This is a genomic window from uncultured Paenibacillus sp., assembly GCF_963515335.1.
Lineage (GTDB): Bacteria > Bacillota > Bacilli > Paenibacillales > Paenibacillaceae > Paenibacillus_I.
The window spans coordinates 39,300-62,885 of record NZ_CAUPYC010000016.1; the positions used below are offsets into that span (position 1 = coordinate 39,300).

The window sequence follows — 23,586 nt, forward strand, 5'->3', positions numbered from 1 at the left end:
GCAAGACGGGTTGCTCTGGCACACCGGTATACTTTTAAACGAAACCGCAGGGCAAAAGGTTTCAGTTGTCGCCGCTCGGCTCCTGCTGCATAAGCGATACGCTGCGCTGCGGGGTAAAGGTCGAAATGGCGTGTTTGTACACCATCTGCTGGCGGCCTTCGCTGTCAATCACGATCGTAAAGTTGTCGAATGCTTTGATTACGCCGCGGATCTGAAACCCGTTGGTCAAGTAGACCGTCACAGGAATGCTGTCCTTACGCAGCTGGTTGAGAAACGTATCTTGAATGTTGATCGATTTGTTCATTGGCCGTTACCCCCATCGAAAAAAGATTGATTACAAATATATTCAAGCTGGTTTTCAAACTTTCCTGCTAGTATATCATGAATTGCTTGAACGTTGCCCGAAAAATTTCTCTCATCCGTCACGTCGACCCACGTAATGCCGCGCATATGCCGAAACCAGGAAAGCTGCCGCTTCGCAAAATGGCGCGTGTCCCGCTTAAGCAGGCGAACCGCTTCCTCCAGCGTTCGCTCGCCCCGAATATACGGGACGATCTCCTTGTAGCCAAGTCCCCGCATTGATACGGCGTTCTCCGGCACGCCTCGCTCCAGCAGCCTGCGGACCTCGTCCGCAAGCCCTTCCTCGAGCATCAGATCGACACGCCTGTCCACCCGATCATACAGCTTTTGGCGGTCCATCGTCAAACCGACGAGACAGAGGTCATAGGGAGACGTCTTCGTCTGGCCGGCCAATTGCTCGGACATGGTCACACCGGTCAAGTGCGCGATCTCCAGCGCCCGGATGACGCGCCGCAGATCGTTGGGGTGCAGCCGCTCCGCGGACGCGGGGTCGACGAGCTTCAGTCTGGCGTGCAGCGCCTCCCCGCCGTGCGTCTCCGCGAAGCGCTGCTGCTCGGCCCGGAAAGCCTCGTCGGATCCGGTCTCGGCGAATTCATATTCGTAGCAGACCGACTCCACGTACAGCCCGGTGCCGCCGACGATGAACGGCAGCCTGCCCCGGGCCGTTATCTCGGCGATCAGCTCCCTGCAGCGCTCCTGGAATTCGGCGGCCGAGAACGGATGCTCCGGTTCGCAAATGTCGATCAGATGGTGGGGTATGCCTTCCCGCTCCTCTAACGGAAGCTTGGCGGTGCCCACGTCCATGCCTTTGTACACCTGCATGGAATCGCCGGAAATGATCTCCGCATTCCAGCGTTTGGCGATTTCAAGGCTGTAGGCCGTCTTGCCGACGGCGGTCGGGCCGATCAGCGCCGCCAAACGTGGCTTGCGGGACTTCACGACTTGATTGCCGCAATTGTCTTGTTCGTTCCCGTGCAGAGTCAAATCCGGATCACTCCATATGTGATTTTCGTCGTGTTTTTCGGCCGCGCCCGCTCGAAGCCGAGACGGTCGAACTCGCCGCTGTCCCGGTGCTCTTTGAGCACGACGGTTTTGCGGGCGACGCGCCTCGCGTGCGCGATCGCCTCGACTGTCAGCGGCTCGGCATTGGCTGCGGTTCGAAGCGGCTCCAAAGCGCTGGAGTCGTGCAGCGGGCGTCTGAACATCGGATCGAAATAGACGATGTCGGCGCTGCGCTCCGGCATGCAAGCAAGCGCATCAAGATGGTGAGTCCGCAGGAGGACGATGCGCCTGAGCGCTTCGTCGACGTCCGGCAGACCGGTATCGTACGTCTGCAGTCCGTCCTTGACTACGGCATGCAGCACCGCTTCGCTCTCCAGCGCGGTGACGGCGCCCCCGCCGCCTACCGCGTACGAGAACACGATCGCGTCGGAGGCGAGGCCCGCCGTGCAATCGAGCACGCTGTCGCCTGGCTCGCAGCCGCTTATCTCAATCATCGGGTCGCGCTCGCCGCCGCGAAGCCGCTTGACCCGGACGAACGCCATGCTGGGATGAAAATAGAGCGCCGGCTCGTCCCCGTCATAGAAACGAATGCCTTCCGGGCCGGCGACAAGAAGTTTGTCGTCGGCCTGCTTGCGGCGGATGCCGGCCAACGTCTCATTGCCCCTCCTGACGAAGCGGCCTCCCAGCTCGCCGGCCAATGCGGCCGCCTTGGCAATCTGCGCCTCCGTCGGCTTGCCCGAGGTCGTGACGATCATGACATCACCCGTTTGAACATTTTCTCCAATTGATAGGTGGATATATGAACGACGATCGGCCTTCCGTGCGGACACGTATACGGCTGCTCGCAGGCTGCGAGACGTCCTAACAGCGCCTCTCCCTCCTCGCGCGTCATCCGGTCGTTTGCCTTGATCGACGCCTTGCAGGAACACATGACCGCCGCCTTCTCGCGAAGCTTGGCGATGTCGACCGCCTTTTTCTCGGACAGGATCCATTCGGCCATCTCTTCGATGATCGCCTGCTCCTCGCCCTTCGGCAGCCATTCGGGATGGGCGCGGACGAGAAAGGCGTTCAAGCCGAACGGCTCCAGCTCGACGCCGGCCTCGGCGAAAGCCTGCAGCCGGCTGCGCGCGAGCTCCGCTTCGCCCGCCGTAAATTCCAGCGTCAGCGGAACGAGCAGCGGCTGCGTGTACGGCGCGGGCTCGCCGAATTTGCGCAAATAATATTCGTAGTTGATCCGCTCATGCGCGGCGTGCTGATCGACCAGATAAAGGCCGTTCTCATTCTGGGCGACGAAATACGTCCCGTGCAGCTGGCCGATCCAGGACAGCTCGGGGAAACGGCCTTTGTCGCCCGCTTCCGATTTCTCCGACGGCGCCAAAAGCTCGGCTTCGCCGGGAGCCGGCGGCCGTTCAGGCAAGGCTACCGTTTGCGCTTGTTCGGGATGCCCGGCCGCTTCAAGCGCGGCAGACGATTCCCGGATCGCCCAATCCGCCTGCAGCTTGCCAGGCGGGGCATACAGCTTCTCCGCGGCGTCCGGCGGCACGGCGGGCAGCGGCGGAACGCCCGCACGCTTGTCCCGGCCTTTGTCGAACGTGTCCGGGCCGCGGTGCAGCGGCTGCCTCTCAGCGGCGAATGTCCCGTTCGGCGCCTGGCCGCGCCCGCCATTCGAACGTTCATTCGCCGTAGGGGAAGGTGGCGGGAAATCCGGCTCCGGCCGGCGGAACGATATGCGCTCCTGCACCAAAACCGGTTTGGACCGCTGCTGCGGGGCGCCGGACGGAATATGAACGCATCCGCCGAGCGCCGCGCGGAGCGTCTCCTCGATGAACGACTTCAGCTCCGGCTCCTTGCTGAAGCGGACTTCCATTTTGGACGGGTGGACGTTCACGTCCACGAGGCCGGGATGCATGCCGATTTCCAGCACCGCCAGCGGATAACGGTTGATCGGAAGCAGCGTATGGAACGCCTGCAAAATCGCCTGGTTGATGACGAAGCTGCGTATGTATCGGCCGTTGACGATCGCGGTAATGCCGTTGCGGTTCGCCTTCGTCAGCTCCGGCTTCGAGACGAAGCCGAGCAGCTGATAATCCGGGTGGTCGCCGGATACCGGTATCATCCCTTTGGCGGTGTTCGTGCCGTATACGGCGGCGATCACCTGCAGACGGTCGCCGTTGCCGAGCGTCCTGAGCAGCGTGTTGCCGTTATGCTTCAACGTAAAAGCGATGCCCGGATGGGCGAGCGCAAGCCGGTTCATATAATCGGAAATATGGCCGAGCTCGGTCTGGATCGACTTCATGTACTTTAAACGGGCCGGCGTATTGTAAAACAAATCGCGCACCGTCATATCGGTGCCTTGCGGAGCGTTCGCGTTCTCGAAGGCGCGAACCGCGCCCCCTTCGATCACGAGCCGCTTGCCCAAGCCGCCGTCGCCCGCGGAGGAGACGCATTCAACCCTTGCCACCGCCGCGATGCTCGGCAGCGCCTCTCCGCGGAAGCCGAGGCTCGCGATACGGAACAAATCCCTGCTCGTCAGCAGCTTGCTCGTCGCATGCCGCTGAAATGCCGTTTCGAGATCCTCCGGCTCGATGCCGGAGCCGTCGTCGGTGACGCGGATCAGCGCCAGTCCGCCCTCCTCCACCTGGACGTCGATCGCCGAACTCCCGGCGTCGATCGCGTTTTCCACGAGCTCCTTCACGACCGAGGACGGCCGTTCGACGACTTCGCCGGCCGCGATCTGGTTCGCCAGCTGCTCGTCCAACACTTTGATTTTGCCCATGCTCGTCCCTCCCCGCCGCCTATTCCGACAGCTTCGCCTTCATATCGTAAATCCACTGCATCGCCTGCATCGGCGTCATATTCATTAAATCGACCTTCTTGAGCTGGTCCGCCAGCTGCTCCGCTTTGGCCGCCCGCTTCGATTTGGCCGGATCGGGAGCCGCTTCCTCAAACAGGGAAAGCTGCGTTACGCCCGGCGCTAAAGCGGATGAAGCCGATACTGCCGATACTGCCGATGGTGACGATAGAGACGATAGTGCCGATCGTATCGATTCGGCAGGCTCCGCCTCCAGCACCTGAACCGCCGCCGCGGTCTCGCGTACGGCGTCTGCGGCACGCGGGCGAGCCGGCGGCGAGAACGCGATTGCGGCGGCGTCCGCATGGAGCAGCTGATACGCGCGCCCGATGATCGAATCGGGCAAGCCCGCGAGCTGCGCGCAATAAATGCCGTAGCTTGTGCTGGCCGCTCCGGCGACAAGCTTGCGCAGAAACGTGACGTCGTCCCCGCTTTCCTCCACGGCCATGCAGCCGTTCTTCAAGCCGGTGAGCGACTCCTCCAGATGGGCAAGCTCGTGAAAATGCGTCGACACCAGCGCCTTGCAGCCGATTCGGTCGTGCACGAACTCGATGACCGCCTGCGCGATCGCCATCCCTTCGCCGGTCGACGTTCCTCGTCCGAGCTCGTCGATAATGACGAGGCTTTGCGCGGTCGCTTTTTCGGTCATGACCTGAATGTCCTTCATCTCGACCATGAACGTGCTCTGTCCGCCGATCAGGTCGTCGGCCGCGCCGATCCGGGTGAAAATCCGGTCCGTCAGCGGAATCTGCGCGCGCCTCGCCGGCACGAAGCAGCCGATCTGCGCAAGGATGCAGATAAGCGCGACCTGCCGCATGTAGGTGCTTTTGCCCGCCATATTCGGCCCCGTAATGAGCAGCATCGGGCTGTCCTTCGTCAATGCCGAGCCGTTCGCGATGAAAGGCGTTCCTTCCATGACCGCTTCGACGACCGGGTGCCGCCCTTCCTCGATCCTCAGGTCATAGCCGTCCGCTATGGCCGGCTTGCTGAACCGATGGTCCGCGCTGACCGTCGCCAGCGACTGATACGCGTCGACCGCCGCAACGACCTCCGCCAGCCGCTGCAGTCGGCGCAGGTGGGAGGCGATATGGTCGCGCAGCTCGATGAAGCGCCCGTATTCGAGATCGACCGTCTTCTCTTCCGCTTCGAGGATGAGCCTTTCCTTTTCCTTCAGCTCGGGCGTCGCGAATCGCTCCGCATTGGCCAAGGTCTGCTTGCGCTCGTAACGCCCTTCGGGCAGCATCGAGAGGTTTGCTTTCGACACTTCCAGATAGTAGCCGAACACTTTGTTGTAGCCGATCTTCAGCGACCGGATGCCGGTCGCCTCGCGTTCGCGGCGTTCCAGGTCGGCCAGCCATTTCTTGCCGTTCGTGCTTGCCTCGCGCAGCTGATCCAGATACTCGTCGTAGCCCGGACGAATCAGGCCGCCTTCGCGCACCGATACGGGCGGTTCGTCGACGAGCACCGTATCGATCAAGTCGGCCAGGTCGGCGCAATCGTCCAGGTTGCTCACGAGCGCCTGAAGCGTCCCGGAAGCAGAATCGGCGCACAGCCGGGCGAGCGCCGGCACTTGGCGCAGCGACGCCTTGAGCGCGTTGAGGTCGCGTCCGCCTGCGCTGCCGTAAGCGACGCGGCCGACAAGCCGCTCCAGATCGTAAATCTCTTTGAGCGAAGAGCGAAGCTCGTCACGCAGAATCAGGTCATGATACAGCTTGTCCACCGCATCCAACCTTTCTTCAATGGCCGGTTTGCTGAGCAGCGGCTTGTCGATCCACCGCTTGATAAGCCGCGCGCCCATCGACGTGCAGGTGCGGTCAAGCAGCCAGAGCAGCGAGCCTTTCTTGCTGCGTTCCTGCACCGTTTCGGTAAGCTCCAGGTTACGGCGCGTGAACTGGTCCAAAATCATATATTGGTTTGGCTCGTAAGTTCGGATCTGCGTCACATGGCCGAGCGAACGCTTCTGGGTATCCTCCAGGTATCCCGTCAGCAGGCTGACGGCTTTGCGCCTGACGGACGGCAATTGCGCCAGCTTCTCTTGCCCGAAGCGCTCGGCAAGGCGTTCTTCTTCAATCGGCTCACGCTCCGTATAGACGATCGGCCGTCCGGTCGAGCCGGTTCCCGCCCGGAGACGGTCCAGCAGCTGCACGTCGCCGACGATTTCGGCCGGAAGGTAAATGTTGATTTCGTCCAGCATCAGCTCAAACGACGACGAAAATGAGGTGACATACAGCTCGCCGGTCGATAGATCGCATACTGCGACGCCACAGAAGCCGTTCTCCTCCGTTACGGCGGCGATGAAGTTGTTTCCTTTGCCATCGAGCGACTTCGTCTCCATGACGGTGCCCGGGGTGACGACGCGCACGATTTCGCGGCGCACGACGCCTTTGGAGGCGGACGGGTCCTCCACCTGCTCGCAGATGGCGACCTTGTAGCCCTTTTCGATCAAGCGCGCTATGTAATTTTCCGCGGAATGATACGGCACGCCGCACATCGGCACACGGTCTGCCGTCCCGGCTTCGCGACCGGTCAGCGTTATATCAAGCTCGCGGGATGCGAGAATCGCATCTTCGAAAAACATTTCATAAAAATCGCCGAGCCGGAAGAACAGGAACGCATCCCTTGCCTCTTCCTTGATGGCGAGATATTGCTGCATCATCGGCGTATATGTGGTGGTCATGCCGCTCCTCCTAGGGGTTCGCCCGTATTCAACGTCTTTCGCCATTATACCAGAAATGGTCCGGCGCGTGGAGCGAACAGGCCGGGAGGGTTTCATCGTCTCTCGCTTATCGTCCGGTTTGCGTTCCGCAAAACACCTGCATCCGGAGTCGATTCGCCGGCATGAGCGGTTTCGGGCGGGACCATGCCGGATAAGACGTTGCGTTGCGCAACCGGCGGTCCGGACGCGCTGCAGCACGGTTGTTGCGGCTTACTGCGGCGCCCCGCCCGGACAAAACGCCGTTTCACATCATTACGGCACCGGAATGCCCCACTTCGGCCGAAAATCGGCGCTTTCGTCCCACGTTGCTCCAAGCCGGATCGCGGTGAAAAGCGGCTCGATCCATTGGCCGAGCGCGGCGTAGGACGGCAGCCGTCTTAATGAGTCATGCGTTTTTCCGCATGCCTCCCGCAGCAGCTCCCGATCCCCATCGTAATAAGCGCGCCGGTAACGCTCGTCGCAGGCGGGCAGCTCCGGTACGGTAAGGCGCCTGTAGTCGCGGGCCGACGCCAGCGCCAAGGCGAAGGCGGCGTTCGCGACCATCGGCGATACGAGCCAACTGGGCGGCGTCCGGTACTCGAATCCGCCGTGGGGCTGGCGGCGGAAATCGCCGAGCGCCCCATATCGGAGCCGTCTCCTGCGGCCGGCTGAATCCTCCGCCGCGGCGAGCGGCAGCGCGACTAGGCTGTCGAGCGTACGCAGCAGCCGCGCGTTCAATTCAACGCCGCTAAGATGGAGATGGCCGCCAAGCGCCACTCCCCGCACCGGCATGGCGCCGGCCAGCCAACGCAGCGGTTGTCCGACCGTCAAGCCGGCAGCCCGGTGGAGCAGCCTCCACAGGTTGCGCGACAGCTCGCCCGGATCCTCCGCGGGATCCGGACGCAGCTCGACGATCGGGCGAAGCAGCCGGGTACCCGCCCGCACCGTGTCCGTTCCCGCGGCGCCCGACGGCGGAAAAAACCGGTCGGCGGAAGCGATCATCCCGTCGGGACGGAGCAGCACGAACTCGGGGTCGGCTCCGATCAACAACGCCGTCTGCTTTCCGCCGCCCGCCGCCCGATTGCCTTTTCCGTCCCCGTGCCCTCCGTCTCCCACCGCTCGAATGCGGTCTCCGCTATCATCCGCTTCGCCGCGAACAGCCCGCCGCCATTCCGCGGCGAACGCCGCCATCGCCGCATTCCATAGTCGCGTTTCTTGCACAACGGGGGCTCGCATTCCTACAATGCGAATACTTCCTTCATCGTCGGCAGCCAAGCGCGCCGCCGCGTAGTCAAGTCCCAGCGCATATACGGCACGCACCGCCTCGCGCGACAGCTTCCGGTACAGCGGATGGGCTGCGCTCCAATCCGCAGGCACCCGGCCTTGCCCGGTTCGCCGGATCGCCAAAGCTTCGAGATGGAATACCGGCACCTCGAAAAAGCGCCAATTCGAACGCGAGCGCTCCTCCGCATCAACCGGCGCTCGCTTCGCCGCTTCACCTCCCGCCGCGGCAACCGCTTTAGCTCCGGCACCAGCTGCCTCATCGACGCCCGCACCGGCTGCCGCAGCGGCTTCAACGGCCCTGTCGGCAGCGTTCCGCCGTTGCGCCGCGTCTGCGGCTCCGCCCGCCCCCCCGCCGACAGCCGCCGGTCCGATGGGAACCGATCGGCCTGTGCTCCGCGATGTGGATGGATGGCCGCGAACGGACGCAAGCCCGGCGGGGAGGTCGAAGCCTCCCTCGTCCAAACCCGTCCGGAATCCGGCGCGCCCAAGCCGCAACGAGGCTTCCGCCCAATCGGACGGGCCTCCATGCGAGCCCCAGCCGCGAAGCACCCAGATGCCCCGCTGCTCCCACTCGGCCATGCGCTCGCCGGTACCCGGCGCGCTTTTTGCCTTTTCGCTTCGCCCGGACGTCGCTTCGCCCCGCAGCCCATCGCTCCGCTCCGCAGTCCCTCCACCGTCCGGCTTCGCGCCGCGTCCGGCCGCCGGCACGGCGTCCAGCACGACGTCGCCGTCCTCCGGCTCACCGTCCCTCCCTGCTACGGGCCAGTCAAGCAGAGCGGCCGCTTTCGCGATTGCCGATCGCTTCTCCCCGGTCGACGCGATCCATACGATTCCAGCCACGTTCACCCCCCCTTCGCTTACGCAGACCGAAACACACGTGCCATCTCGCGCCTATCCCTCGCCTATTTTGGCGTTTTCAACAAAAAAGAGGGCTTCCGCCCTCAAAACGCCGACCTTTGCCGCATACACTGATCCCAACAACTCACCCACAAAGTGACGTGAAGCTTTGAAGCAACACCGATTACTTTGCGGGGGTCCCGAGACCGGCCGATATGCGGCCCGAGGCTCCGGATTACAGCTCGTCGTCCAGCAAATCCGGATCAAGATCCTCGTAACCGCCGTCCGCAATCCCGTATTCGTAATCCTTGCCGTCGTCGTCGCAGCCTCCCTTGCATACCGCTACGCACACTTTCGTCTCGGCGATCATCTCGACGGCGAACTCGCGCTCGACGCGCACGAGGACGCCCGTTCCGCCGGAAGTGATGTTCGCCTCCACACAGTTCGGCTCCTGGGTGGCTTCCGCGGACACCTCTTCCGTGGAAGCCCTATGTTTGGGGTCAAGATAGGACAGCGGCACGCTGTCTACATACGAAACCGTTTCTTTTGCCACATCCGTTTCGGAGTTGCGGTTGTAAGAATACCAGATGTTGATATCGTAAGTACCGATCACCTCGATGCCGTCGCCCGACCGAACCGCTTCGTACTGGTGGTTGATGACCCATGCCCCCAGGATGCTCGACGGATGGTGAGGCGGCGTTACGGTATGGCTTACGGTGGAGAACTTACGACCTTTGCCGCAGACAGCTTTTGTAATAATCTCTCTGCACGAAAGCTGTTTATCTGCCAATGCCATGTATTTAACCTCCTCCATACAATCATTCATTTAAAGTGTATGCAGGACATTCGTCTAGGGTGACTGTTTCTTTTATTTTATTTCGGACGACTTACGGCTGTTGAAAGCTTTTTTTCTTCCATCTCTTGGCGATGGAGAGAAAGCGGTCGACCTCCCGGCAAAGCTGCAGCAGCGCAGCGCGCACTTCGAATTCCTCGCGCGTCTGCGGCAGCGGCATCGAACGAAAGCGCCGCTCCAGGGCCGCGAGCTCCCGCTCGGCAACGCCTGTGTATACGTCCGACTTGATATCTTCCGAGAGAATATCGAGCAGGTCGGCGATAAGCTCGCCTTGCGGCCTTTTTTCATAGACAAACGCGATGATCGCGGTCATCTGCCCGACCGTCTCGAATTGCCTTGCGCGCATATCGAAATACGTCCCCCAATAAGCCTGATACCGCCAAAACCGGTTTTCCCGGCTCAGCTCCGCCAGGCGGGCGCCTTCCTCGATCGCGCTCTCGGCGTCCAACAGCTGCTCCCCGTTCCAGACGCGGGACGGATCGCGCAGCGTGGCGGCCAACTCGCGGAAAATGTCCGTCAGCTTCTCCTCCGCTCTCCGCCGCAGCTCCTCCAGCCTGTGGTCCTCGCGCGGCATGTAGACGAGATTGACGACGGTCGCCCAGCCAAGGCCGGTCAGCAGCAGAAGCGCTTCGTTCAGGAACAAGGCTTCCGACACTTCACCCTCCGCGAACAGATGAAATACGACGACCGAGCTCGTCACGATTCCGTCCTTGAGCCCCAATCGCGACATAACCGGAAAGCCGATCAGGATAAATAAAGAAACCGCCCAGATATGAAACCCGAACACGAGAAAGATGACGGAAGCGAAAAAAAGGCCGAGCACCGCCGCCGCCAATCGGACGAGCGCGCTTTGCAGGCCTTTCATGCGCGTCACCTCGACGCCGATGACCGCAAGCAAGCCGGCCGACAGCGGAGACGCCAATTGAAAATAATAAGCGGTATAAATCGCAAGCAGAGCCGCCAAAGCGGTTTTAATGACGCGAATGCCCATCCGGGGAACCTCCAACGGCCGTTTTCTGTACTTTACCAGAAAGTCTACCGTTCCCGCCATCCGGACGTCAACCACGACTCTAGCGCCGACACGAGCCGGTACATCGCCGCCGCGACGACGGCGATCACCATGAGGCTGGACAGCACCAGCGTGAAATTGAACACCTGAAAGCCGTAAATGATCAAGTAACCGAGTCCCCGCTTTGCCGTCAGAAATTCGCCGACGATCACGCCGATCCACGCAAGCCCGACGTTCACCTTCAAAGCCGATACGATCGCCGGAAAAGAGGCGGGCAGAATCGCGAACCGGAATACCTGGGCGCGCGTGCCGCCGAACAGGCGGACGACCTTGACGTAATTGGCGTCGATTTCGCGGAACCGGTTGTAGATCACGAGCGTCGTGATGATGACGGTGACCGACAGCGCCGTCGCGACGATCGAAAGGTAGCCGGGGCCGAGGCCGACGATAAGAATCGGTCCGAGCGCCACCTTGGGCATGCTGTTCAGCACGACCATGTAAGGATCAAGCACGCGCGACAAAAAAGGAACCCGCCACAGCAGCGCGGCCAGCCCCGCCCCCAGCAGCGTGCCGAGCACAAAGCCGGACACCGTTTCGGTCACGGTCGTCAGCAGATGGGGCCAGAGCGTGCCGTCCGCCGCCGTCGTCCCCAAATACGTGAAAATTTTGCTCGGATAGCTGAACAGCAGCGGGTCGATCCACCCGTTGCGCCCCGCCGCTTCCCAGAGAACGAGCATACCCGCGAGCAAGAGCAGCTGCACCAGCCGTACGGCCGCCGTCGTTCGTCTTGCCCGCCGCGCATATTCCGCTTCAAGCGCCTTAAGCCAACCCGGCTGCCCCGCGCCGGCCACCCGGGCCGCAGCCGAAGCGATCCGCGCAGCCTCCCTGTCATTGCCGCGATCCTTCTCCATCGCCAACATCCCCGCCTCCTTCCGAGCCGCTCAAACCGTTCCCTTTCCAAAGCCGCTCGAACAGCGCATGGAACCCTTCCGCCTTGCGTGCTTCCGTTGGCTTCAACCGCCGGATTTCAGCAGGCACGTCGACGACGTCGGCGATCCTTCCCGGATCGGCGGCGAGCACGACGACCCGCTCGCTCATCGCCGCCGCCTCGGCTAAATCATGCGTGACCAGAACCGCCGTCTTGCCGAGTCTGCGAAGCGTCTCCCAGACGAGATCCTCAAGCTGCAGCTTGATCGTCATATCCAGCGCGGAGAACGGCTCGTCGAGCAGCAGCACGTCGGGCCCGGCGACGAGCGTGCGCGCCAGCGCGGCGCGCTGCCGCATGCCGCCCGACAATTCGTGCGGGTAACGGCCGCCCGAGTCCGGCAGGCCGAGCTCGGCGAGCAATCCGTCCGCCGCAGCGGCGGCTTCTGCGCTTCGTTTGCCCGCAATGTCGAAGCCGACGAGCACATTGTCCCGGATCGTGCGCCACGGAAACAAATAATCCTGCTGCAGCATATAGCCGATCTTTGCGGAAGGTCCCGTTACAGGCTTCCCGGACAACAGCACCCGTCCCCTTGAAGGCGGAAAGAGCCCGGCAAGCAGGTTGAGAACGGTCGTTTTGCCGCACCCGCTCGGTCCGACCAGGGTGACGAATTCGCCCGCTCCTATCGCCAGGTTAAAGCCTTCCACAGCCAGGCGGGCGCCGTGCGCGCCGACGTAGGCGTGTGAAACGCCCGTCAGCTCGAGCATCACGTTGCGCGCGCCGTTCCGATGCTTCGATTGCATGGGCTCTTTCTCCTTTCCGCAGTCCTGCGCCGACCGGCTCCGGTTCTACCGCTTCATCGCCTGCTCCGCGAAGCTGTTGTCGACGATCGCCTCGTGCGGCGTCCTTTCGCTCAGCTCGCCGGCGGACGCCATGACGTCAAGCAGGTTGTTCCATTCCTGCTCGTCGATAACCGGGTCGGCCGCGTACGACTGCTGATCCTTGTATCTTTTTATGACGCTGACGACCAGCTCGCGTTCGGTATCCTCGAAGTAAGGCAGCACCGCGTCCGCGATCGTCTCGGGCGGCTGCTCGGCGATCCATTTCTGGGCCTTGTAGAGCGCGTTTGTAAACTTCCGGATCGTATCCTTGTTGCCGTCTATAAAGCTCCGCTTAGCCATGAAAACCGTATAGGGCAGACGTCCGCTCTCGACGCCGAACGAAGCGACCACAAATCCTTTGCCTTCTTTCTCGAAAATCGACGCCTGCGGCTCGAACAACTGCACGTACTCGCCCGTTCCCGACGCGAACGCCGCCGGAATGTTGGCGAAGTCGACGTTCTGGATCAGCTCCAGATCGCCCTGCGGATCGATGCCGCGCTTCTTAAGGGCGAACTCGCCGGCCATCTGCGGCATGCCGCCTTTGCGTTGCCCGAGGAACGTGCTGCCCTTCAGCTGGTTCCAATCGAATTTCGCCGGCTTATCGCGCGCGACGAGAAAGGTACCGTCCGTCTGGGTCAGCTGCGCAAAATTGATGACCGGGTCATCCGAGCCCTGCTGGTACACATAAATGGACGTTTCCGATCCGACCAGCGCGATGTCGATGCCGCCGGAGAGCAGCGCGGTCATCGTTTTATCGCCGCCGAAGGTAGTCTGCAGTTCGACGTCGAGCCCTTCCTCCGCGAAAAATCCCTGGCTGAGCGCCGCATATTCCGGCGCATAGAACAGCGAGCGGGTTACTTCGCCCACCCTGACCTTCACCTTGCCTTCCTCTTTCCCTTGCCCGCACCCGGCCGCAAGCGAAGCGAGCATTCCCGCAAACAGCACCAGCGCCATGGCTTTGCGCCACCGCATCCGAACCACCTACCTAAACGTTTGGTACGATAGCCTATGCAGCCGGACGCCCGGCGGTGCTTTCAGCACAGAAAGCCGACTTGCGGCGCCCGTGGGCTCCGCAAATCGGCTTCCTGCAGATTCATTCTACAATTTATAGATATCCATGTATTTCGTTTCGAGGTACGCTACGAGATAGGAAGGATCCAACGGCTTGCCCGTTACGCGCCTGACGATCTCCGACGGCGTCTCCAGCTTGCCGTACCGGTAAATCCGGTCGGTCAGCCATTCCTTAGTAGGCAGCAGCTTGCCACGCCCGACCTCCGACCAGATCTCCGGCCGTTCCTTCTCCAGCGTATCGGCGAACTGCGCCGCGTACATGTTGCCGAGCGAGTAGGAAGGGAAATAACCGAACGCGCCTCCCGACCAGTGGACGTCCTGCAGCACGCCTTCCTTATCGCTGGGCGGGGTGATGCCGAGGTAGTCCTTATACTTCTCGTTCCACAGCGCGGGCAGATCCGCCGCTTTCGCGCCTTCGTTGAAAATCGCCTTCTCCATCTCATAACGGATGATGATGTGCAGGTTGTAGGTCAGCTCGTCGGCCTCGATCCGGATCAGCGACGGTTCTACCGTGTTGATCGCCCGGTAGAAATCCTCCGCGTCGACGTCCAGCTGTCCAGGAAACAGCTTGCGCAGCTCGCCGAAATATCGCTGCCAGAACGGACGGCTGCGGCCGATCACATTTTCCCAGAACCGGGATTGCGATTCGTGAATGCCCATCGAGGTGCCCGTGCACAGCGTCGTGCCGATCAGCTCCGGCATGATGTTCTGCTCGTAGAGCGCGTGCCCGCCTTCATGGATCGTGCCGAACAAGGCGCTGGTCACGTCGTTCGGCAGGTATCGCGTCGTGATCCGCACGTCGCCCGGGCTGAGGCCGGTCGCGAACGGATGCACGCTCTCGTCCAGCCGGCCGGCGCTGAAATCGTAGCCCATCTGCCCGAGAATGAACAGGCTGAATTTTTTCTGTGCGTCTTTATCATAGGTTTGCCCGAGGAACGAGCGGTCCGGCTGATGCGGCGAAGCGGCGATGGCGGCGGCGAGCGGCACCAGCTTCTCGCGCAGGCCGCCGAACAAGCGATCGAGCTCCGCGGTCGTCATGTCCGGCTCGTACATATCCAGCAGCGTATCGTAGCGGGTAGCCCTGGCTCCCCACAGGTCGATGAACCGGTTCGTGTAATCGATGATTTTTTCCAGGTAAGGCTGAAAGCCCGCGTAATCGTCGTTCTCCTTGGCTTCCTCCCAGAACGATTCGGCCTGCGAAGTGAGCACGACGTATTCCTGATACAGCTTCGGCGGGATTTTCTTGTTGCGGTCGTAGTCCTTTTTCGTTTCTTCCACCAGCCTGCGGTCGATGTCTCCAAGCCGCTCCTTCGTCCCGGCCGCGCCTAATGCGTCCAGCAGCTCGCCCATCTCGGCCGAGGTCGCCAGCTTGAACGACTCCGCCGACAGCACGCCGATCGCCTCGGAACGCTGCTCCACCCCTTTTTTGGGCGCTCCGGTCCGCAAATCCCAGTACAAAACGCCAAGCGCTTCTTCATAGCTTTTGATCTGTTTGATCCGGTCCCGGAACGTCTGCAGCGTCCCGTTCGCGCCGTTCTCCATCGAAAGCCCACCTTTCGCTTATGTACTCCACTTGATCATACTTTTTGCGCGTCGTATAATCAAATCTAATCCAAATCGCCAGGCGATCGAAAGGAGTTGCACCATGAAAATCACATTTTCGCCGGCGGCGTCCGAACGTCTATCGTCCGAGCTGCCCGGAGAATCCGCCCGCTTGAAGCTGCTTTACGATACGGACGGCTGCGGCTGCGTCATGAACGGCGTGCCGACGCTGCTGCGGATCGACCGGCCCGAGGAAGGCGATGTGAAGGCGGCCGGCGGACCTTTTGAAGTATGGTATGAGAAGCGATACGAAGTCTTTTTTGAAGACGAGCTGAAGGTGGACTGCCGGCCCGGGACTCCCTCCTTCATTTTGCGGAGCGACAACCAGACCTACACCACCCACCTTCGTCTTCTTAAATAGAGCCAGGCAAGCCAATAAAGAGAGCGTATAGGAGGTAATAATAGAATGAACAACATTGAGAGCATACTGTCGTTCAACAAGAAGTTTGTCGAAGACAAAGAATACGAGGCCTATCTGACTGATAGATTTCCCGACAAGCGGATGGTCATCGTAACCTGCATGGACACGCGTCTAACGGAGCTTCTGCCGAAGGCGATGAACCTGCGCAACGGGGACGTCAAGATTATCAAGAACGCCGGCGCAATCGTCACGCAGCCGTTCGGCAACATCATGCGCAGCATTCTGATTGCCCTCTACGAACTGAATGCGGCCGAGGTGCTCATCATCGGACATCATAAATGCGGCATGACCGGACTCAACCCCGATATCGTTCTCTCCCATATGACGGAGCGCGGCATCGAAGACAGCACGATCGAAACGCTGACGAACGCGGGCTTCAACCTTCACCGCTGGCTGACCGGCTTCGACAGCGTGCGCGAGAGCGTCGAGAACAGCGTGCGCATCGTCCACAATCATCCGCTGCTGCCGCCCGGAACGCCGGTGCATGGTATGATCGTCGATCCCGAGACCGGCGCGCTTGAGCTGGTAGTGGACGGTTACACCGGCGCAACGGATGCCGTGTCTCAGCCGTGAGCAAAAAGGACTTGAAGGCGCAGGCGATGCGCCGTCAAGTCCTTTTCTTTCTCGATGCGGCCGCCTCCGCCCTTGCTTCAATGACGTCGGAACGGTCGCGCAGCGTATGCCTGTCGATCAACCGTCGATCCCCCATCGGGCTCGGCGTTCCCCATTTCAAGCCTCTCCGCTTGCTCTCCTCCATACAGCATTGCAGGAGCGCATGATCGGCAAAAGGCAGATCAAACTCGCGGTACGGCGCCGATTCCGGATGCGCGTCCAGCTCCGCTATTCGCCCGTCGACGACGCGCAGCAGCGCTTCCCCGTCCAGGCCGAGCCGGCCGAGCGCGTCCCGCTTCAATCTGCCGGCAGCCTGGCCGAACATTTTGCGCGCGCCGCTCCGGTTGCCGCGTCGATGGTGATAGGAAGCCACCGCGATCTGGATCAGGCCGACCCATACGTCCCGGTCCGGCTCGGACGGCGGCAGCTTCTTCCAATATTCCTCAAGCAGCTCGTGGCACTCGAAAAAATCTCTCGTCGCGTGAAATTGTATCAGATAATCCCGGTAAGCTTCAGGATAATCGCGCATAACCCCGCACACTCCTTATTCGGCTGCCGGCTTGCGGCGACCGGCCGAAACCCGCACTCGGCTGTATCGGATAAAAACTGAAACCAATGTCTATATTAGACGTAATTATAGTTGAAGGCAAAGAATCTATCCATTCACCAGGAGGAGAATTGACGAAATGAAGAAATTGATGTTGTTGGTCATGGCTTTTACCGTATTTTTTGCATTCTCGATGCCGGATACATCCGACGCTAGACGCGGGGGCTTCAAATCTCCCAGGAAAAGCTACACGCAAACGCCTTCCAAACCGGCCGACAACGTGCAGAAGTCGCAGCCGAATAAACAGGGCGCCACAGCAGGCACGACGGCGCAGAACCGCGGCTTTTTCAGCGGCGGCAGCTTGGTGAAAGGCCTGATGATCGGCGGCTTGGCCGGCCTTCTGTTCGGCGGCATGTTTGCCAATATGGGCGGGTTCGGAGATTTTCTCGGCTTGCTGGTCAATGTGCTCGCGATCTATTTCATTATCGTCGCGATCCGCTCGGCCATCCGCTACTTCCGCGAGAAACGCAGACTGGATAATCAGCGGAGACCGTACTAAGCATGCGGATTTATATGGATGAAGTCATCAATGCCGTCTGCCTCCACATGGCCGACCGGAAGGGCGTCCAGCCGACCGAGGTCGAAGTGGAGCTGGCATGGGACGAGGAATACGGCTATACCGCCGAGGTTTGGGTGCAAGGCAGAAGCCAGTTTCTGATCGAGGCGAATTTGCTTGAAGCGATCGAGCAATATGTGCTGCGCCAATACGGCATGCGCGCCTTCCGCTCGCAAATTACGCTCGGCTTGGATGATGAAATCTGGGCTGACATCGCCGTTTAATTGAACAGGCAAAAGGCTGCCGGACAAGTCCAATGACTTGGCGGCAGCTTTTTTGTTTCGAATTTTATAATTGCCGCCGCTCCAAGCCGGAAAAATCCGCTTCATTCCCGAAGATTCTGTGAACATACTGTGCAACCTCTTCCACTCTTTTGCGTCTAATGATTTGGGAGAGGAGTGGATAACGCATTTATGAACAACAGGATCAAGCTTGGATTGGCGATGCTGCTTACCGTCCAGGCAACCCTCACGGCCGGGATCGCGTCCGCGGCGCCGGATGCCGCGCGCATGACGCAGTTTCGGGTGTATCAGAACGACAAGGCCTTGCGGGAATTTGCGACCGAGTCGCAGGCCGTCGCCTATGCGAAAAGCTTTCGTTACAGCCGCGTCGAGAAAATAGCCGGCCGCGAATGGACTTGGGACAATTTTCCCCGCTATGAGGTGTATCAGAACGGCGTCACGACGGACAACTGGCAATTCCGGACGTATGCGGAAGCGCTTCGCGTCGCCAAGACGATGACGAACGTACATATCCGCGATTTGGAGCAGCCGGGTTGGGCGTACAGCCGCTATGCCCGCTACCGGGTCTATCAGGGAGACAAGACGCTTCCGAACTGGAGCTTCCTTACGATCGCCGAAGCCAGGAAGGCGGCGAAATTTTACGGCAATATTCATATCATGGATACCTTTACGAACGAATGGATCTGGGACAACCTCACAGCGGCACAGAAAGAAGCCGAACGCAAAAAAACGCCGACCTACCAGATCAACGTGGACGGCATGCCGGCCGGCGAACGGGATTATGCCTTTCTGCTTGACGCGATCCGCGCTTCGGCATCCATGCCGAACAGTGAAGTGATGAACACCGTTACCGGCGCAATCGTCCATTCGAACGTTCCTGCCTACCTGGTCACGCAGAACGGCAAGGACGTACGCCGCTTTTTCGGGCTCGACAATGCGATCGCGTACGCCAAAGCGTTAACCGGCGCGGAGATCGTCAAGGACGGGCTCGTCTGGTGGACCAATATCCCCTACCTTCAGGTCATGCAAGGCGACAAGCTGGTCCGCTATTTTCATACGAAAAAAGGCGCTCTGGCGTTCGCCAAAGGCTACGATAACGCCCGTATTGTGACGGAGGACGGCACCGCAATATGGGACAATCTGCGAGAGCTGCTTTATCTCGGCTGGAACGGAACTTCGCAGCGGGATACGATTCTCGCGCAGGCGGCCAGTACACAGGGCCTGGACATCGACTCGCCGACCTGGTTCGAGCTTGCGGACGCAACCGGCAAGCTCACCGATACGTCGGATGCTTCCGTCGTTGAAGAGCTGCAGGCGGGCGGCACGCAGGTCATGCCGCTTGTCCACAATCAGTTCGACGCCAAGCTGACAAGCGCCTTTCTCGCCGATCCCGCCGCGCAGAAATCGTTCATCGACGCATTGGTCGGCAAGCTGGCCGAAATCGGCGCGAACGGCGTCAACCTCGATTTTGAAGCGATGGCCGGCGCCGACCGCGACCGGTATACCGCCTTTGTGCGCGATCTGGCTGCGGCCGCCCGCCTGAAGGGGCTGTCGGTCTCCATCGATCTTCCCCGGGGCGATATCAAATGGAACGAACGGACGGCCTATGATCATGAGAAGCTGGCCGCGCTGGTCGATCGTGTCGTCATCATGGCTTACGACCAGTATTGGAAAGGCAGTGAAACCCCTGGGTCGGTCGCGGGCTTGGAATGGACCGAGCAGGGCATACTCGACTTCCTCTCTTACGGAATTCCCCGGACGAAGCTGATGCTCGGCGTTCCGTTCTATGTTCGGGAGTGGAAAATGGATGGCGCGGGCAAGCTGCTCGAAAGCCGCGCGATTTATATGAAGGACGTGCCTGCCCTGCTCGCTTCGGTCGACGCCGAGGCGGAGTTCGACACTCGCTTCGGGCAGACGAAATACACGTACGTGAAGGACGGATTCCAGTACGCATTCTGGGCGGAAACGCCGCAAACGACGCTGGCGCGCATCGACCTGGCCAAAAAATACGACCTGGCCGGCGTTGCGGCCTGGCGTCTCGGCTATGAGCCGGCCGAGCTGTGGACCTCCATGCTGCAGAAGAAATAAGGCGCACTGAAGCCAGCTAAATCGAAAACAAGTCTGAGATGCTGGAAATGGCCTGCTCAGACTTGTTTTTTTCTCGGCATATTAAACCTCACTATGTGTCTTCCCGGTATTCGATTGACTGTACCCTGCCGCTCAGCGGATTGAACCTGATGGTGACGTAGACGCCGAATTCTTTATTCTCCTTCCGCAGCCACAGCTTGAACTTTTCCTCAGACAGTTTGGAGGATACGTTGACTCGCCCCAAATGAAGGTAATCCACGATCTCCGCACTGTACTTTTTCTTCGTCTCCTGCACTGCCATTCTACCCCACTCGACATACTCAGGATTTTTCATTGTCACTTTGTCTACAACGGACCTGGCCAGCGCCGTCAGTTCCTTTTTCCCCACAGTAATTGTGGGTTCTATGGCTGCGCGGGCATCCACCGCCGAACTATGAGCAGCTAAAATGACCCAGCAAAGCAATACTGCGGCTATGGCTTTTCGCATCGGAATCACTCTCCTTTCTTTGTGAGTATGTTTTCCAACTCGCTCATAACCATTCGATTGGACCGATTTTTGAGGGTGTAGGAATGAATTCCCGCCGCAGGGATAAAATAGGAACAAAAGAGAGATGGAGGTTATATGAACGATGGATCGAAAAGATAAATGGACTGCGGAGGACGATTCGTTTTTAGCGGAGACCGTCCTGAGACATATTCAGTGCGGGAATTCTCAGCTTATGGCATTTGAACAGGCTTCGGTGCGCCTTAACCGCACATCAGCCGCCTGCGGGTTCAGGTGGAACAGCGAGCTGAGAAAGCAATACGAAAACGCGATTCGCAGAGCGAAACAAGAGCGGCTGCAGCATAAAAAGGGACAAGCCCATGGGCAACCGGACATTGTGATCACCCGTGGCGAGCCGCAACATGCCCCATCGGATGAATCGCCTCTTAGAGCCGTATCGCAATATATCGAGGAACTCGAGGAAAAAGTAAAAGAGCAGCAAGCGGAGATCGCACGACTGAAGGAAAAGCTGCATCAAGAACGCCCAGAACTGCTGGTAAGCGAGGATCTGCATCATTTAATGAAAATACTTAAGCATGCAAGAGATCTCGGATTTCTGGAGAAGGCAAATTAGAACTTTTATGCGGCCCGTCGGCTCCGACCGGCCGTTTGCGATACCGCAAGGAAAGGCTGCCCCAGCAGCGGGTTGAGCCCGCTGCCGGGGCAGCCTTTCCTAATTCCGCTATATGGCGCCCGACAACAGCCTCCAGTTCATTCAAGTCGGTTGTCGGTGCCTTACAGGCACTTTGAATGTCATTGACTTCAATTGTCCTGTATCACGATCGCAAACCGCCTCAAATGGAAAAGTCAGTTTTCGTATCAAGTATTCCCTGTAAAGCTTTAGCGTTTCATAAGAAACAGAAGGCAGGTCGTATCCATCTTCTTCTCCTTCAATCGTTTCAACTCCCAATATCCCGGCAATGCGTTGTTCCGATTGGTCAAGCATGACCTTCCCTCCTGCCTAATTCCGACCCCAAGAAACCGATTCATGGATTGTTCCGGTGGCGATTTCGGACATCCTTGCGATTAAAGCTTGTATTATACATAGGGCAATGATCTTAATCGGTAATTTCCGCTCCTGTGCCCCGAACAAATAACAAACTTAGTCGATTTTTTAAACTTTGGAATTACCTATCCAATTGTCTCACAGCCGCTCCTTCAGCACCTGACGATCTTCCCGGCATCGTTCAAGCCCCAAACGGTAAATTTGCTCGGCCTTTCCCCGATCTCCTTCATCGCCTCTCATGTTGTACATATCACCCCAACCTACATATCCCCATACCCAATCTGGCTGTTCGTTCGTCAACTGTTCGTAGAGATGCTCAGCTTGAGCGTAGTCTTTCATGAGTTCATAAGATTCGGCAATGTCCCTGCGTAAATTCAACAAATTATGGGCATCCGTGTCAGGCAGCAGCTCCAGCATTTCCTTGCACACGGTAATTCGCTCTTCAAGCAAGGCTTTCCGCTCCATCAGACCGATGGATGCATTTCGGAGTTCATGCTGATAATCGGACACAACCCATTCGAAATCATACGTTGTATTCATCTCCCGATTCAGTTGATCCAACGAGCGCAGTCCCATAGAGTGAATGTACAACTCCTTCAATTGATCCCACACCAGCCGGTACATGTCCAGCCTTTCCTGAACATACTTATCGCCCGAAAGAATATCCAATCGGTCGACGATATCCTCCAGTTTCTCGATACTGTATAGGTCCGGGGCCCATCTCCGGCTTAGCTGCACCGCTGCGCAATAGGGAAAATCCGCGTCTCTCCCTTGGATGCGAGTCTGATTACGTTCCCGCCACAGCTCCGCCACTGTGCCCGGATCCAAGCTGCGACGCAAGTCATCAACGAATTCATAGCGGCTCACAGAGATACCCAACTCCTCCAACTTGGAAACGATCTCTTCATCTGACAACGGGTTCAACCGCTCCGGCATCCAAAAATCCGCCTCTTTGAACAGAGCAGACAATCCGGCCGCTTTCTCCCCCTATATGCATAGAGACAGCGGCAGACACGCCGGGTTTATCATATAGGGGTATACAGCACTTCTTGTACTTCTTTCCGCTTCCGCATGGGCAGAGATCATTTCTTCCGGGATTCATTTCTTCATCCACTCACTTTCTCTACGTTTATTGTGATTTAGATCAGGGGAAACTACGCTTATCAATCCCACAACGGATATTGCTCTGGCGCTTCTCCCTTGGACTCGACAATTGTTGGCTTGAGCGGCAAAGGCGCATCTTCCTCGATATGCACAAGCTCGACATCAAATCTCCACTCATCTCCAAAATCAAATAAATACAGCATACTTGCACCAATATAAAGGCTTACATCCGAGACTTTCACAAATAAGGTGTCGGCTTTCCCTTCCGCAGCCTCCGGGCAATAAATTGGATTTCCCGTCCTTTCGCTACCCCCGATGTAGAACGCATAAAGATGATCGTTGCCAAAATCAAACGCATCCTGAATCGCTATATGCAAATCGTATAAGGAATGGTTGTGGGACAATTCAATTTTCCTCCACACGCTTTTGGACAGCTTCACCTTGAAGGTATAGACACCGGCATGGGTCATTTCCGGCTCCTCTACCGTCTCGTTTATGTAGCCTTCCGGAAACAGATTTCTAAAGACCTCAAAGGGATGCTCGTCTTTTTCCTTGAAAGCCTTGATTTCCAAGGCCGAAAGCAAGAACGGCAAGTCATTCCTGTTCCAATATGGAAGCGCTTTTGATAGCAGGTAACGGCATGCCTCGATGCCAAATTCGTTCGGAAGGAACGCAAGGATGGAGTCCTCATATTTACCCCTAGCGCCTTCAATCTGTTCCAGTTCTCCCCAACCAAAGAAGCTCAAATGATGGAGAAAGTCTGCTCCTTCCGAATACAGCAGATCTATAAAACCTTGATCTTTCATAACGCGCTGCTGAGCTTCAACACCAGCCACGGTTGCCAGCAGATTGTAAAAGGCCGATATCGAAATCCAGCGTGAAAACTTACCGTTAAAATCATAGCGGGTCCAGTAAGTTTGCAGCATATAAACATACTTCTCAAAAGGATTCAGGCTTTGAAAGGTTTCCCATGCCGAAGTTTTTAACATGAATTCGGAATGTGGATAACTCAAACCTGTGGATAAGTCTTGCTTAC

At 58.8% G+C, this 23,586-nt stretch carries 24 protein-coding genes; 6 read left to right on the top strand and 18 right to left on the bottom strand.

Features of this window, described 5'->3' with window-relative positions; genetic code table 11:
- Window positions 1–61: 61 nt before the first annotated feature.
- The 12 genes from hfq to RWM61_RS07975 all read right to left on the bottom strand — a co-directional run bounded on the left by hfq (window position 62) and on the right by RWM61_RS07975 (window position 15,310).
- Window positions 62–304, bottom strand: coding sequence for an RNA chaperone Hfq (gene hfq, locus RWM61_RS07920; RefSeq protein ID WP_313999266.1), 243 nt, complete (start codon window positions 302–304; stop codon window positions 62–64).
- On the bottom strand, window positions 301–1,344 hold the full coding sequence (gene miaA, locus RWM61_RS07925; RefSeq protein WP_313999268.1) for a tRNA (adenosine(37)-N6)-dimethylallyltransferase MiaA: 1,044 nt from the start codon (window positions 1,342–1,344) through the stop codon (window positions 301–303). The genes hfq and miaA overlap by 4 nt, the downstream gene beginning before the upstream one ends.
- On the bottom strand, window positions 1,341–2,117 hold the full coding sequence (locus RWM61_RS07930; RefSeq protein ID WP_313999270.1) for a class I SAM-dependent methyltransferase: 777 nt from the start codon (window positions 2,115–2,117) through the stop codon (window positions 1,341–1,343). Before RWM61_RS07930 ends, miaA begins: the two co-directional genes overlap by 4 nt.
- Complete coding sequence (mutL, locus tag RWM61_RS07935) at window positions 2,114–4,138, bottom strand: DNA mismatch repair endonuclease MutL (RefSeq protein ID WP_313999272.1); 2,025 nt, start codon at window positions 4,136–4,138, stop codon at window positions 2,114–2,116. Before mutL ends, RWM61_RS07930 begins: the two co-directional genes overlap by 4 nt.
- A 19-nt stretch (window positions 4,139–4,157) precedes the next feature.
- On the bottom strand, window positions 4,158–6,890 hold the full coding sequence (gene mutS, locus RWM61_RS07940) for a DNA mismatch repair protein MutS (RefSeq protein WP_313999274.1): 2,733 nt from the start codon (window positions 6,888–6,890) through the stop codon (window positions 4,158–4,160).
- 291 nt (window positions 6,891–7,181) lie between these two features.
- Window positions 7,182–9,032, bottom strand: a complete 1,851-nt coding sequence (locus tag RWM61_RS07945) for a putative amidoligase domain-containing protein (protein ID WP_313999276.1) — start codon at window positions 9,030–9,032, stop codon at window positions 7,182–7,184.
- A gap of 232 nt (window positions 9,033–9,264) precedes the next feature.
- Window positions 9,265–9,825, bottom strand: a complete 561-nt coding sequence (locus RWM61_RS07950) for an outer spore coat protein CotE (protein WP_313999278.1) — start codon at window positions 9,823–9,825, stop codon at window positions 9,265–9,267.
- A 91-nt stretch (window positions 9,826–9,916) separates the two neighbouring features.
- Window positions 9,917–10,873: an aromatic acid exporter family protein gene (locus RWM61_RS07955; protein ID WP_313999280.1), complete on the bottom strand. Its 957-nt coding sequence runs from the start codon at window positions 10,871–10,873 to the stop codon at window positions 9,917–9,919.
- A 44-nt stretch (window positions 10,874–10,917) separates the two neighbouring features.
- Window positions 10,918–11,811, bottom strand: coding sequence for an ABC transporter permease (locus RWM61_RS07960; protein ID WP_313999282.1), 894 nt, complete (start codon window positions 11,809–11,811; stop codon window positions 10,918–10,920).
- The gene (locus RWM61_RS07965; RefSeq protein ID WP_313999284.1) at window positions 11,780–12,619 is read right to left on the bottom strand and encodes an ABC transporter ATP-binding protein; all 840 of its coding nucleotides are present in this window, start codon (window positions 12,617–12,619) and stop codon (window positions 11,780–11,782) included. The genes RWM61_RS07960 and RWM61_RS07965 overlap by 32 nt, the downstream gene beginning before the upstream one ends.
- A gap of 45 nt (window positions 12,620–12,664) precedes the next feature.
- Window positions 12,665–13,669, bottom strand: coding sequence for an ABC transporter substrate-binding protein (locus tag RWM61_RS07970; RefSeq protein WP_313999287.1), 1,005 nt, complete (start codon window positions 13,667–13,669; stop codon window positions 12,665–12,667).
- Window positions 13,670–13,795: 126 nt separating this feature from the next.
- Window positions 13,796–15,310: a carboxypeptidase M32 gene (locus RWM61_RS07975; RefSeq protein WP_313999290.1), complete on the bottom strand. Its 1,515-nt coding sequence runs from the start codon at window positions 15,308–15,310 to the stop codon at window positions 13,796–13,798.
- Window positions 15,311–15,413: 103 nt separating this feature from the next.
- Between RWM61_RS07975 and RWM61_RS07980 the strand changes: the two genes are divergently transcribed.
- On the top strand, window positions 15,414–15,731 hold the full coding sequence (locus RWM61_RS07980) for an iron-sulfur cluster biosynthesis family protein (RefSeq protein ID WP_313999292.1): 318 nt from the start codon (window positions 15,414–15,416) through the stop codon (window positions 15,729–15,731).
- Between the two features lie 45 nt (window positions 15,732–15,776).
- Window positions 15,777–16,364 (top strand): carbonic anhydrase, encoded by a 588-nt coding sequence (locus RWM61_RS07985; protein WP_313999295.1) that lies wholly within the window; start codon window positions 15,777–15,779, stop codon window positions 16,362–16,364.
- 34 nt (window positions 16,365–16,398) lie between these two features.
- Here RWM61_RS07985 and RWM61_RS07990 read toward each other — a convergent pair whose 3' ends face one another.
- Window positions 16,399–16,932 (bottom strand): DUF309 domain-containing protein, encoded by a 534-nt coding sequence (locus RWM61_RS07990; protein ID WP_313999297.1) that lies wholly within the window; start codon window positions 16,930–16,932, stop codon window positions 16,399–16,401.
- 157 nt (window positions 16,933–17,089) lie between these two features.
- On the opposite strand from RWM61_RS07990, the gene RWM61_RS07995 reads away from it, so the two are divergent.
- The 3 genes from RWM61_RS07995 (at window position 17,090) to RWM61_RS08005 (ending at window position 19,896) form a co-directional block, all read left to right on the top strand.
- The gene (locus tag RWM61_RS07995) at window positions 17,090–17,509 is read left to right on the top strand and encodes a hypothetical protein (protein WP_313999299.1); all 420 of its coding nucleotides are present in this window, start codon (window positions 17,090–17,092) and stop codon (window positions 17,507–17,509) included.
- A gap of 2 nt (window positions 17,510–17,511) precedes the next feature.
- Window positions 17,512–17,790 (top strand): YxcD family protein, encoded by a 279-nt coding sequence (locus RWM61_RS08000; protein WP_313999301.1) that lies wholly within the window; start codon window positions 17,512–17,514, stop codon window positions 17,788–17,790.
- Window positions 17,791–17,979: 189 nt separating this feature from the next.
- The gene (locus tag RWM61_RS08005) at window positions 17,980–19,896 is read left to right on the top strand and encodes a glycosyl hydrolase family 18 protein (RefSeq protein ID WP_313999304.1); all 1,917 of its coding nucleotides are present in this window, start codon (window positions 17,980–17,982) and stop codon (window positions 19,894–19,896) included.
- 91 nt (window positions 19,897–19,987) lie between these two features.
- On the opposite strand, the gene RWM61_RS08010 is transcribed toward RWM61_RS08005, so the two are convergent.
- Window positions 19,988–20,383 (bottom strand): DUF3889 domain-containing protein, encoded by a 396-nt coding sequence (locus RWM61_RS08010; protein ID WP_313999307.1) that lies wholly within the window; start codon window positions 20,381–20,383, stop codon window positions 19,988–19,990.
- 142 nt (window positions 20,384–20,525) lie between these two features.
- Here RWM61_RS08010 and RWM61_RS08015 point away from each other — a divergent pair, with 142 nt between their 5' ends.
- The gene (locus RWM61_RS08015) at window positions 20,526–21,014 is read left to right on the top strand and encodes an RsfA family transcriptional regulator (protein WP_313999309.1); all 489 of its coding nucleotides are present in this window, start codon (window positions 20,526–20,528) and stop codon (window positions 21,012–21,014) included.
- Between the two features lie 141 nt (window positions 21,015–21,155).
- Here RWM61_RS08015 and RWM61_RS08020 read toward each other — a convergent pair whose 3' ends face one another.
- The 4 genes from RWM61_RS08020 to RWM61_RS08030 form a co-directional block, all read right to left on the bottom strand.
- On the bottom strand, window positions 21,156–21,386 hold the full coding sequence (locus RWM61_RS08020; protein WP_313999311.1) for a hypothetical protein: 231 nt from the start codon (window positions 21,384–21,386) through the stop codon (window positions 21,156–21,158).
- A 198-nt stretch (window positions 21,387–21,584) separates the two neighbouring features.
- Window positions 21,585–22,382: a hypothetical protein gene (locus RWM61_RS08025; RefSeq protein WP_313999313.1), complete on the bottom strand. Its 798-nt coding sequence runs from the start codon at window positions 22,380–22,382 to the stop codon at window positions 21,585–21,587.
- Complete coding sequence (locus tag RWM61_RS20245; protein WP_399538170.1) at window positions 22,351–22,548, bottom strand: SEC-C metal-binding domain-containing protein; 198 nt, start codon at window positions 22,546–22,548, stop codon at window positions 22,351–22,353. Before RWM61_RS20245 ends, RWM61_RS08025 begins: the two co-directional genes overlap by 32 nt.
- Window positions 22,549–22,609: 61 nt before the next feature.
- Window positions 22,610–23,586, bottom strand: a 977-nt coding sequence (locus tag RWM61_RS08030; protein ID WP_399538164.1) for a plasmid pRiA4b ORF-3 family protein, incomplete at its 5' end; no start/stop codon positions are given.

What these genes read in the sequence shown, in the direction of transcription:
- hfq (WP_313999266.1), bottom strand. Translation starts at nt 304, where the DNA reads ATGAACAAATCGATCAACATTCAAGATACGTTTCTCAACCAGCTGCGT.
- RWM61_RS07930 (WP_313999270.1), bottom strand. Translation starts at nt 2,117, where the DNA reads ATGATCGTCACGACCTCGGGCAAGCCGACGGAGGCGCAGATTGCCAAG.
- mutL (WP_313999272.1), bottom strand. Translation starts at nt 4,138, where the DNA reads ATGGGCAAAATCAAAGTGTTGGACGAGCAGCTGGCGAACCAGATCGCG.
- mutS (WP_313999274.1), bottom strand. Translation starts at nt 6,890, where the DNA reads ATGACCACCACATATACGCCGATGATGCAGCAATATCTCGCCATCAAG.
- RWM61_RS07950 (WP_313999278.1), bottom strand. Translation starts at nt 9,825, where the DNA reads ATGGCATTGGCAGATAAACAGCTTTCGTGCAGAGAGATTATTACAAAA.
- RWM61_RS07955 (WP_313999280.1), bottom strand. Translation starts at nt 10,873, where the DNA reads ATGGGCATTCGCGTCATTAAAACCGCTTTGGCGGCTCTGCTTGCGATT.
- RWM61_RS07960 (WP_313999282.1), bottom strand. Translation starts at nt 11,811, where the DNA reads ATGTTGGCGATGGAGAAGGATCGCGGCAATGACAGGGAGGCTGCGCGG.
- RWM61_RS07965 (WP_313999284.1), bottom strand. Translation starts at nt 12,619, where the DNA reads ATGCAATCGAAGCATCGGAACGGCGCGCGCAACGTGATGCTCGAGCTG.
- RWM61_RS07970 (WP_313999287.1), bottom strand. Translation starts at nt 13,669, where the DNA reads ATGCGGTGGCGCAAAGCCATGGCGCTGGTGCTGTTTGCGGGAATGCTC.
- RWM61_RS07975 (WP_313999290.1), bottom strand. Translation starts at nt 15,310, where the DNA reads ATGGAGAACGGCGCGAACGGGACGCTGCAGACGTTCCGGGACCGGATC.
- RWM61_RS07980 (WP_313999292.1), top strand. Translation starts at nt 15,414, where the DNA reads ATGAAAATCACATTTTCGCCGGCGGCGTCCGAACGTCTATCGTCCGAG.
- RWM61_RS07985 (WP_313999295.1), top strand. Translation starts at nt 15,777, where the DNA reads ATGAACAACATTGAGAGCATACTGTCGTTCAACAAGAAGTTTGTCGAA.
- RWM61_RS07990 (WP_313999297.1), bottom strand. Translation starts at nt 16,932, where the DNA reads ATGCGCGATTATCCTGAAGCTTACCGGGATTATCTGATACAATTTCAC.
- RWM61_RS07995 (WP_313999299.1), top strand. Translation starts at nt 17,090, where the DNA reads ATGAAGAAATTGATGTTGTTGGTCATGGCTTTTACCGTATTTTTTGCA.
- RWM61_RS08000 (WP_313999301.1), top strand. Translation starts at nt 17,512, where the DNA reads ATGCGGATTTATATGGATGAAGTCATCAATGCCGTCTGCCTCCACATG.
- RWM61_RS08005 (WP_313999304.1), top strand. Translation starts at nt 17,980, where the DNA reads ATGAACAACAGGATCAAGCTTGGATTGGCGATGCTGCTTACCGTCCAG.
- RWM61_RS08010 (WP_313999307.1), bottom strand. Translation starts at nt 20,383, where the DNA reads ATGCGAAAAGCCATAGCCGCAGTATTGCTTTGCTGGGTCATTTTAGCT.
- RWM61_RS08015 (WP_313999309.1), top strand. Translation starts at nt 20,526, where the DNA reads ATGGATCGAAAAGATAAATGGACTGCGGAGGACGATTCGTTTTTAGCG.
- RWM61_RS08020 (WP_313999311.1), bottom strand. Translation starts at nt 21,386, where the DNA reads ATGCTTGACCAATCGGAACAACGCATTGCCGGGATATTGGGAGTTGAA.
- RWM61_RS08025 (WP_313999313.1), bottom strand. Translation starts at nt 22,382, where the DNA reads ATGCCGGAGCGGTTGAACCCGTTGTCAGATGAAGAGATCGTTTCCAAG.
- RWM61_RS20245 (WP_399538170.1), bottom strand. Translation starts at nt 22,548, where the DNA reads ATGAATCCCGGAAGAAATGATCTCTGCCCATGCGGAAGCGGAAAGAAG.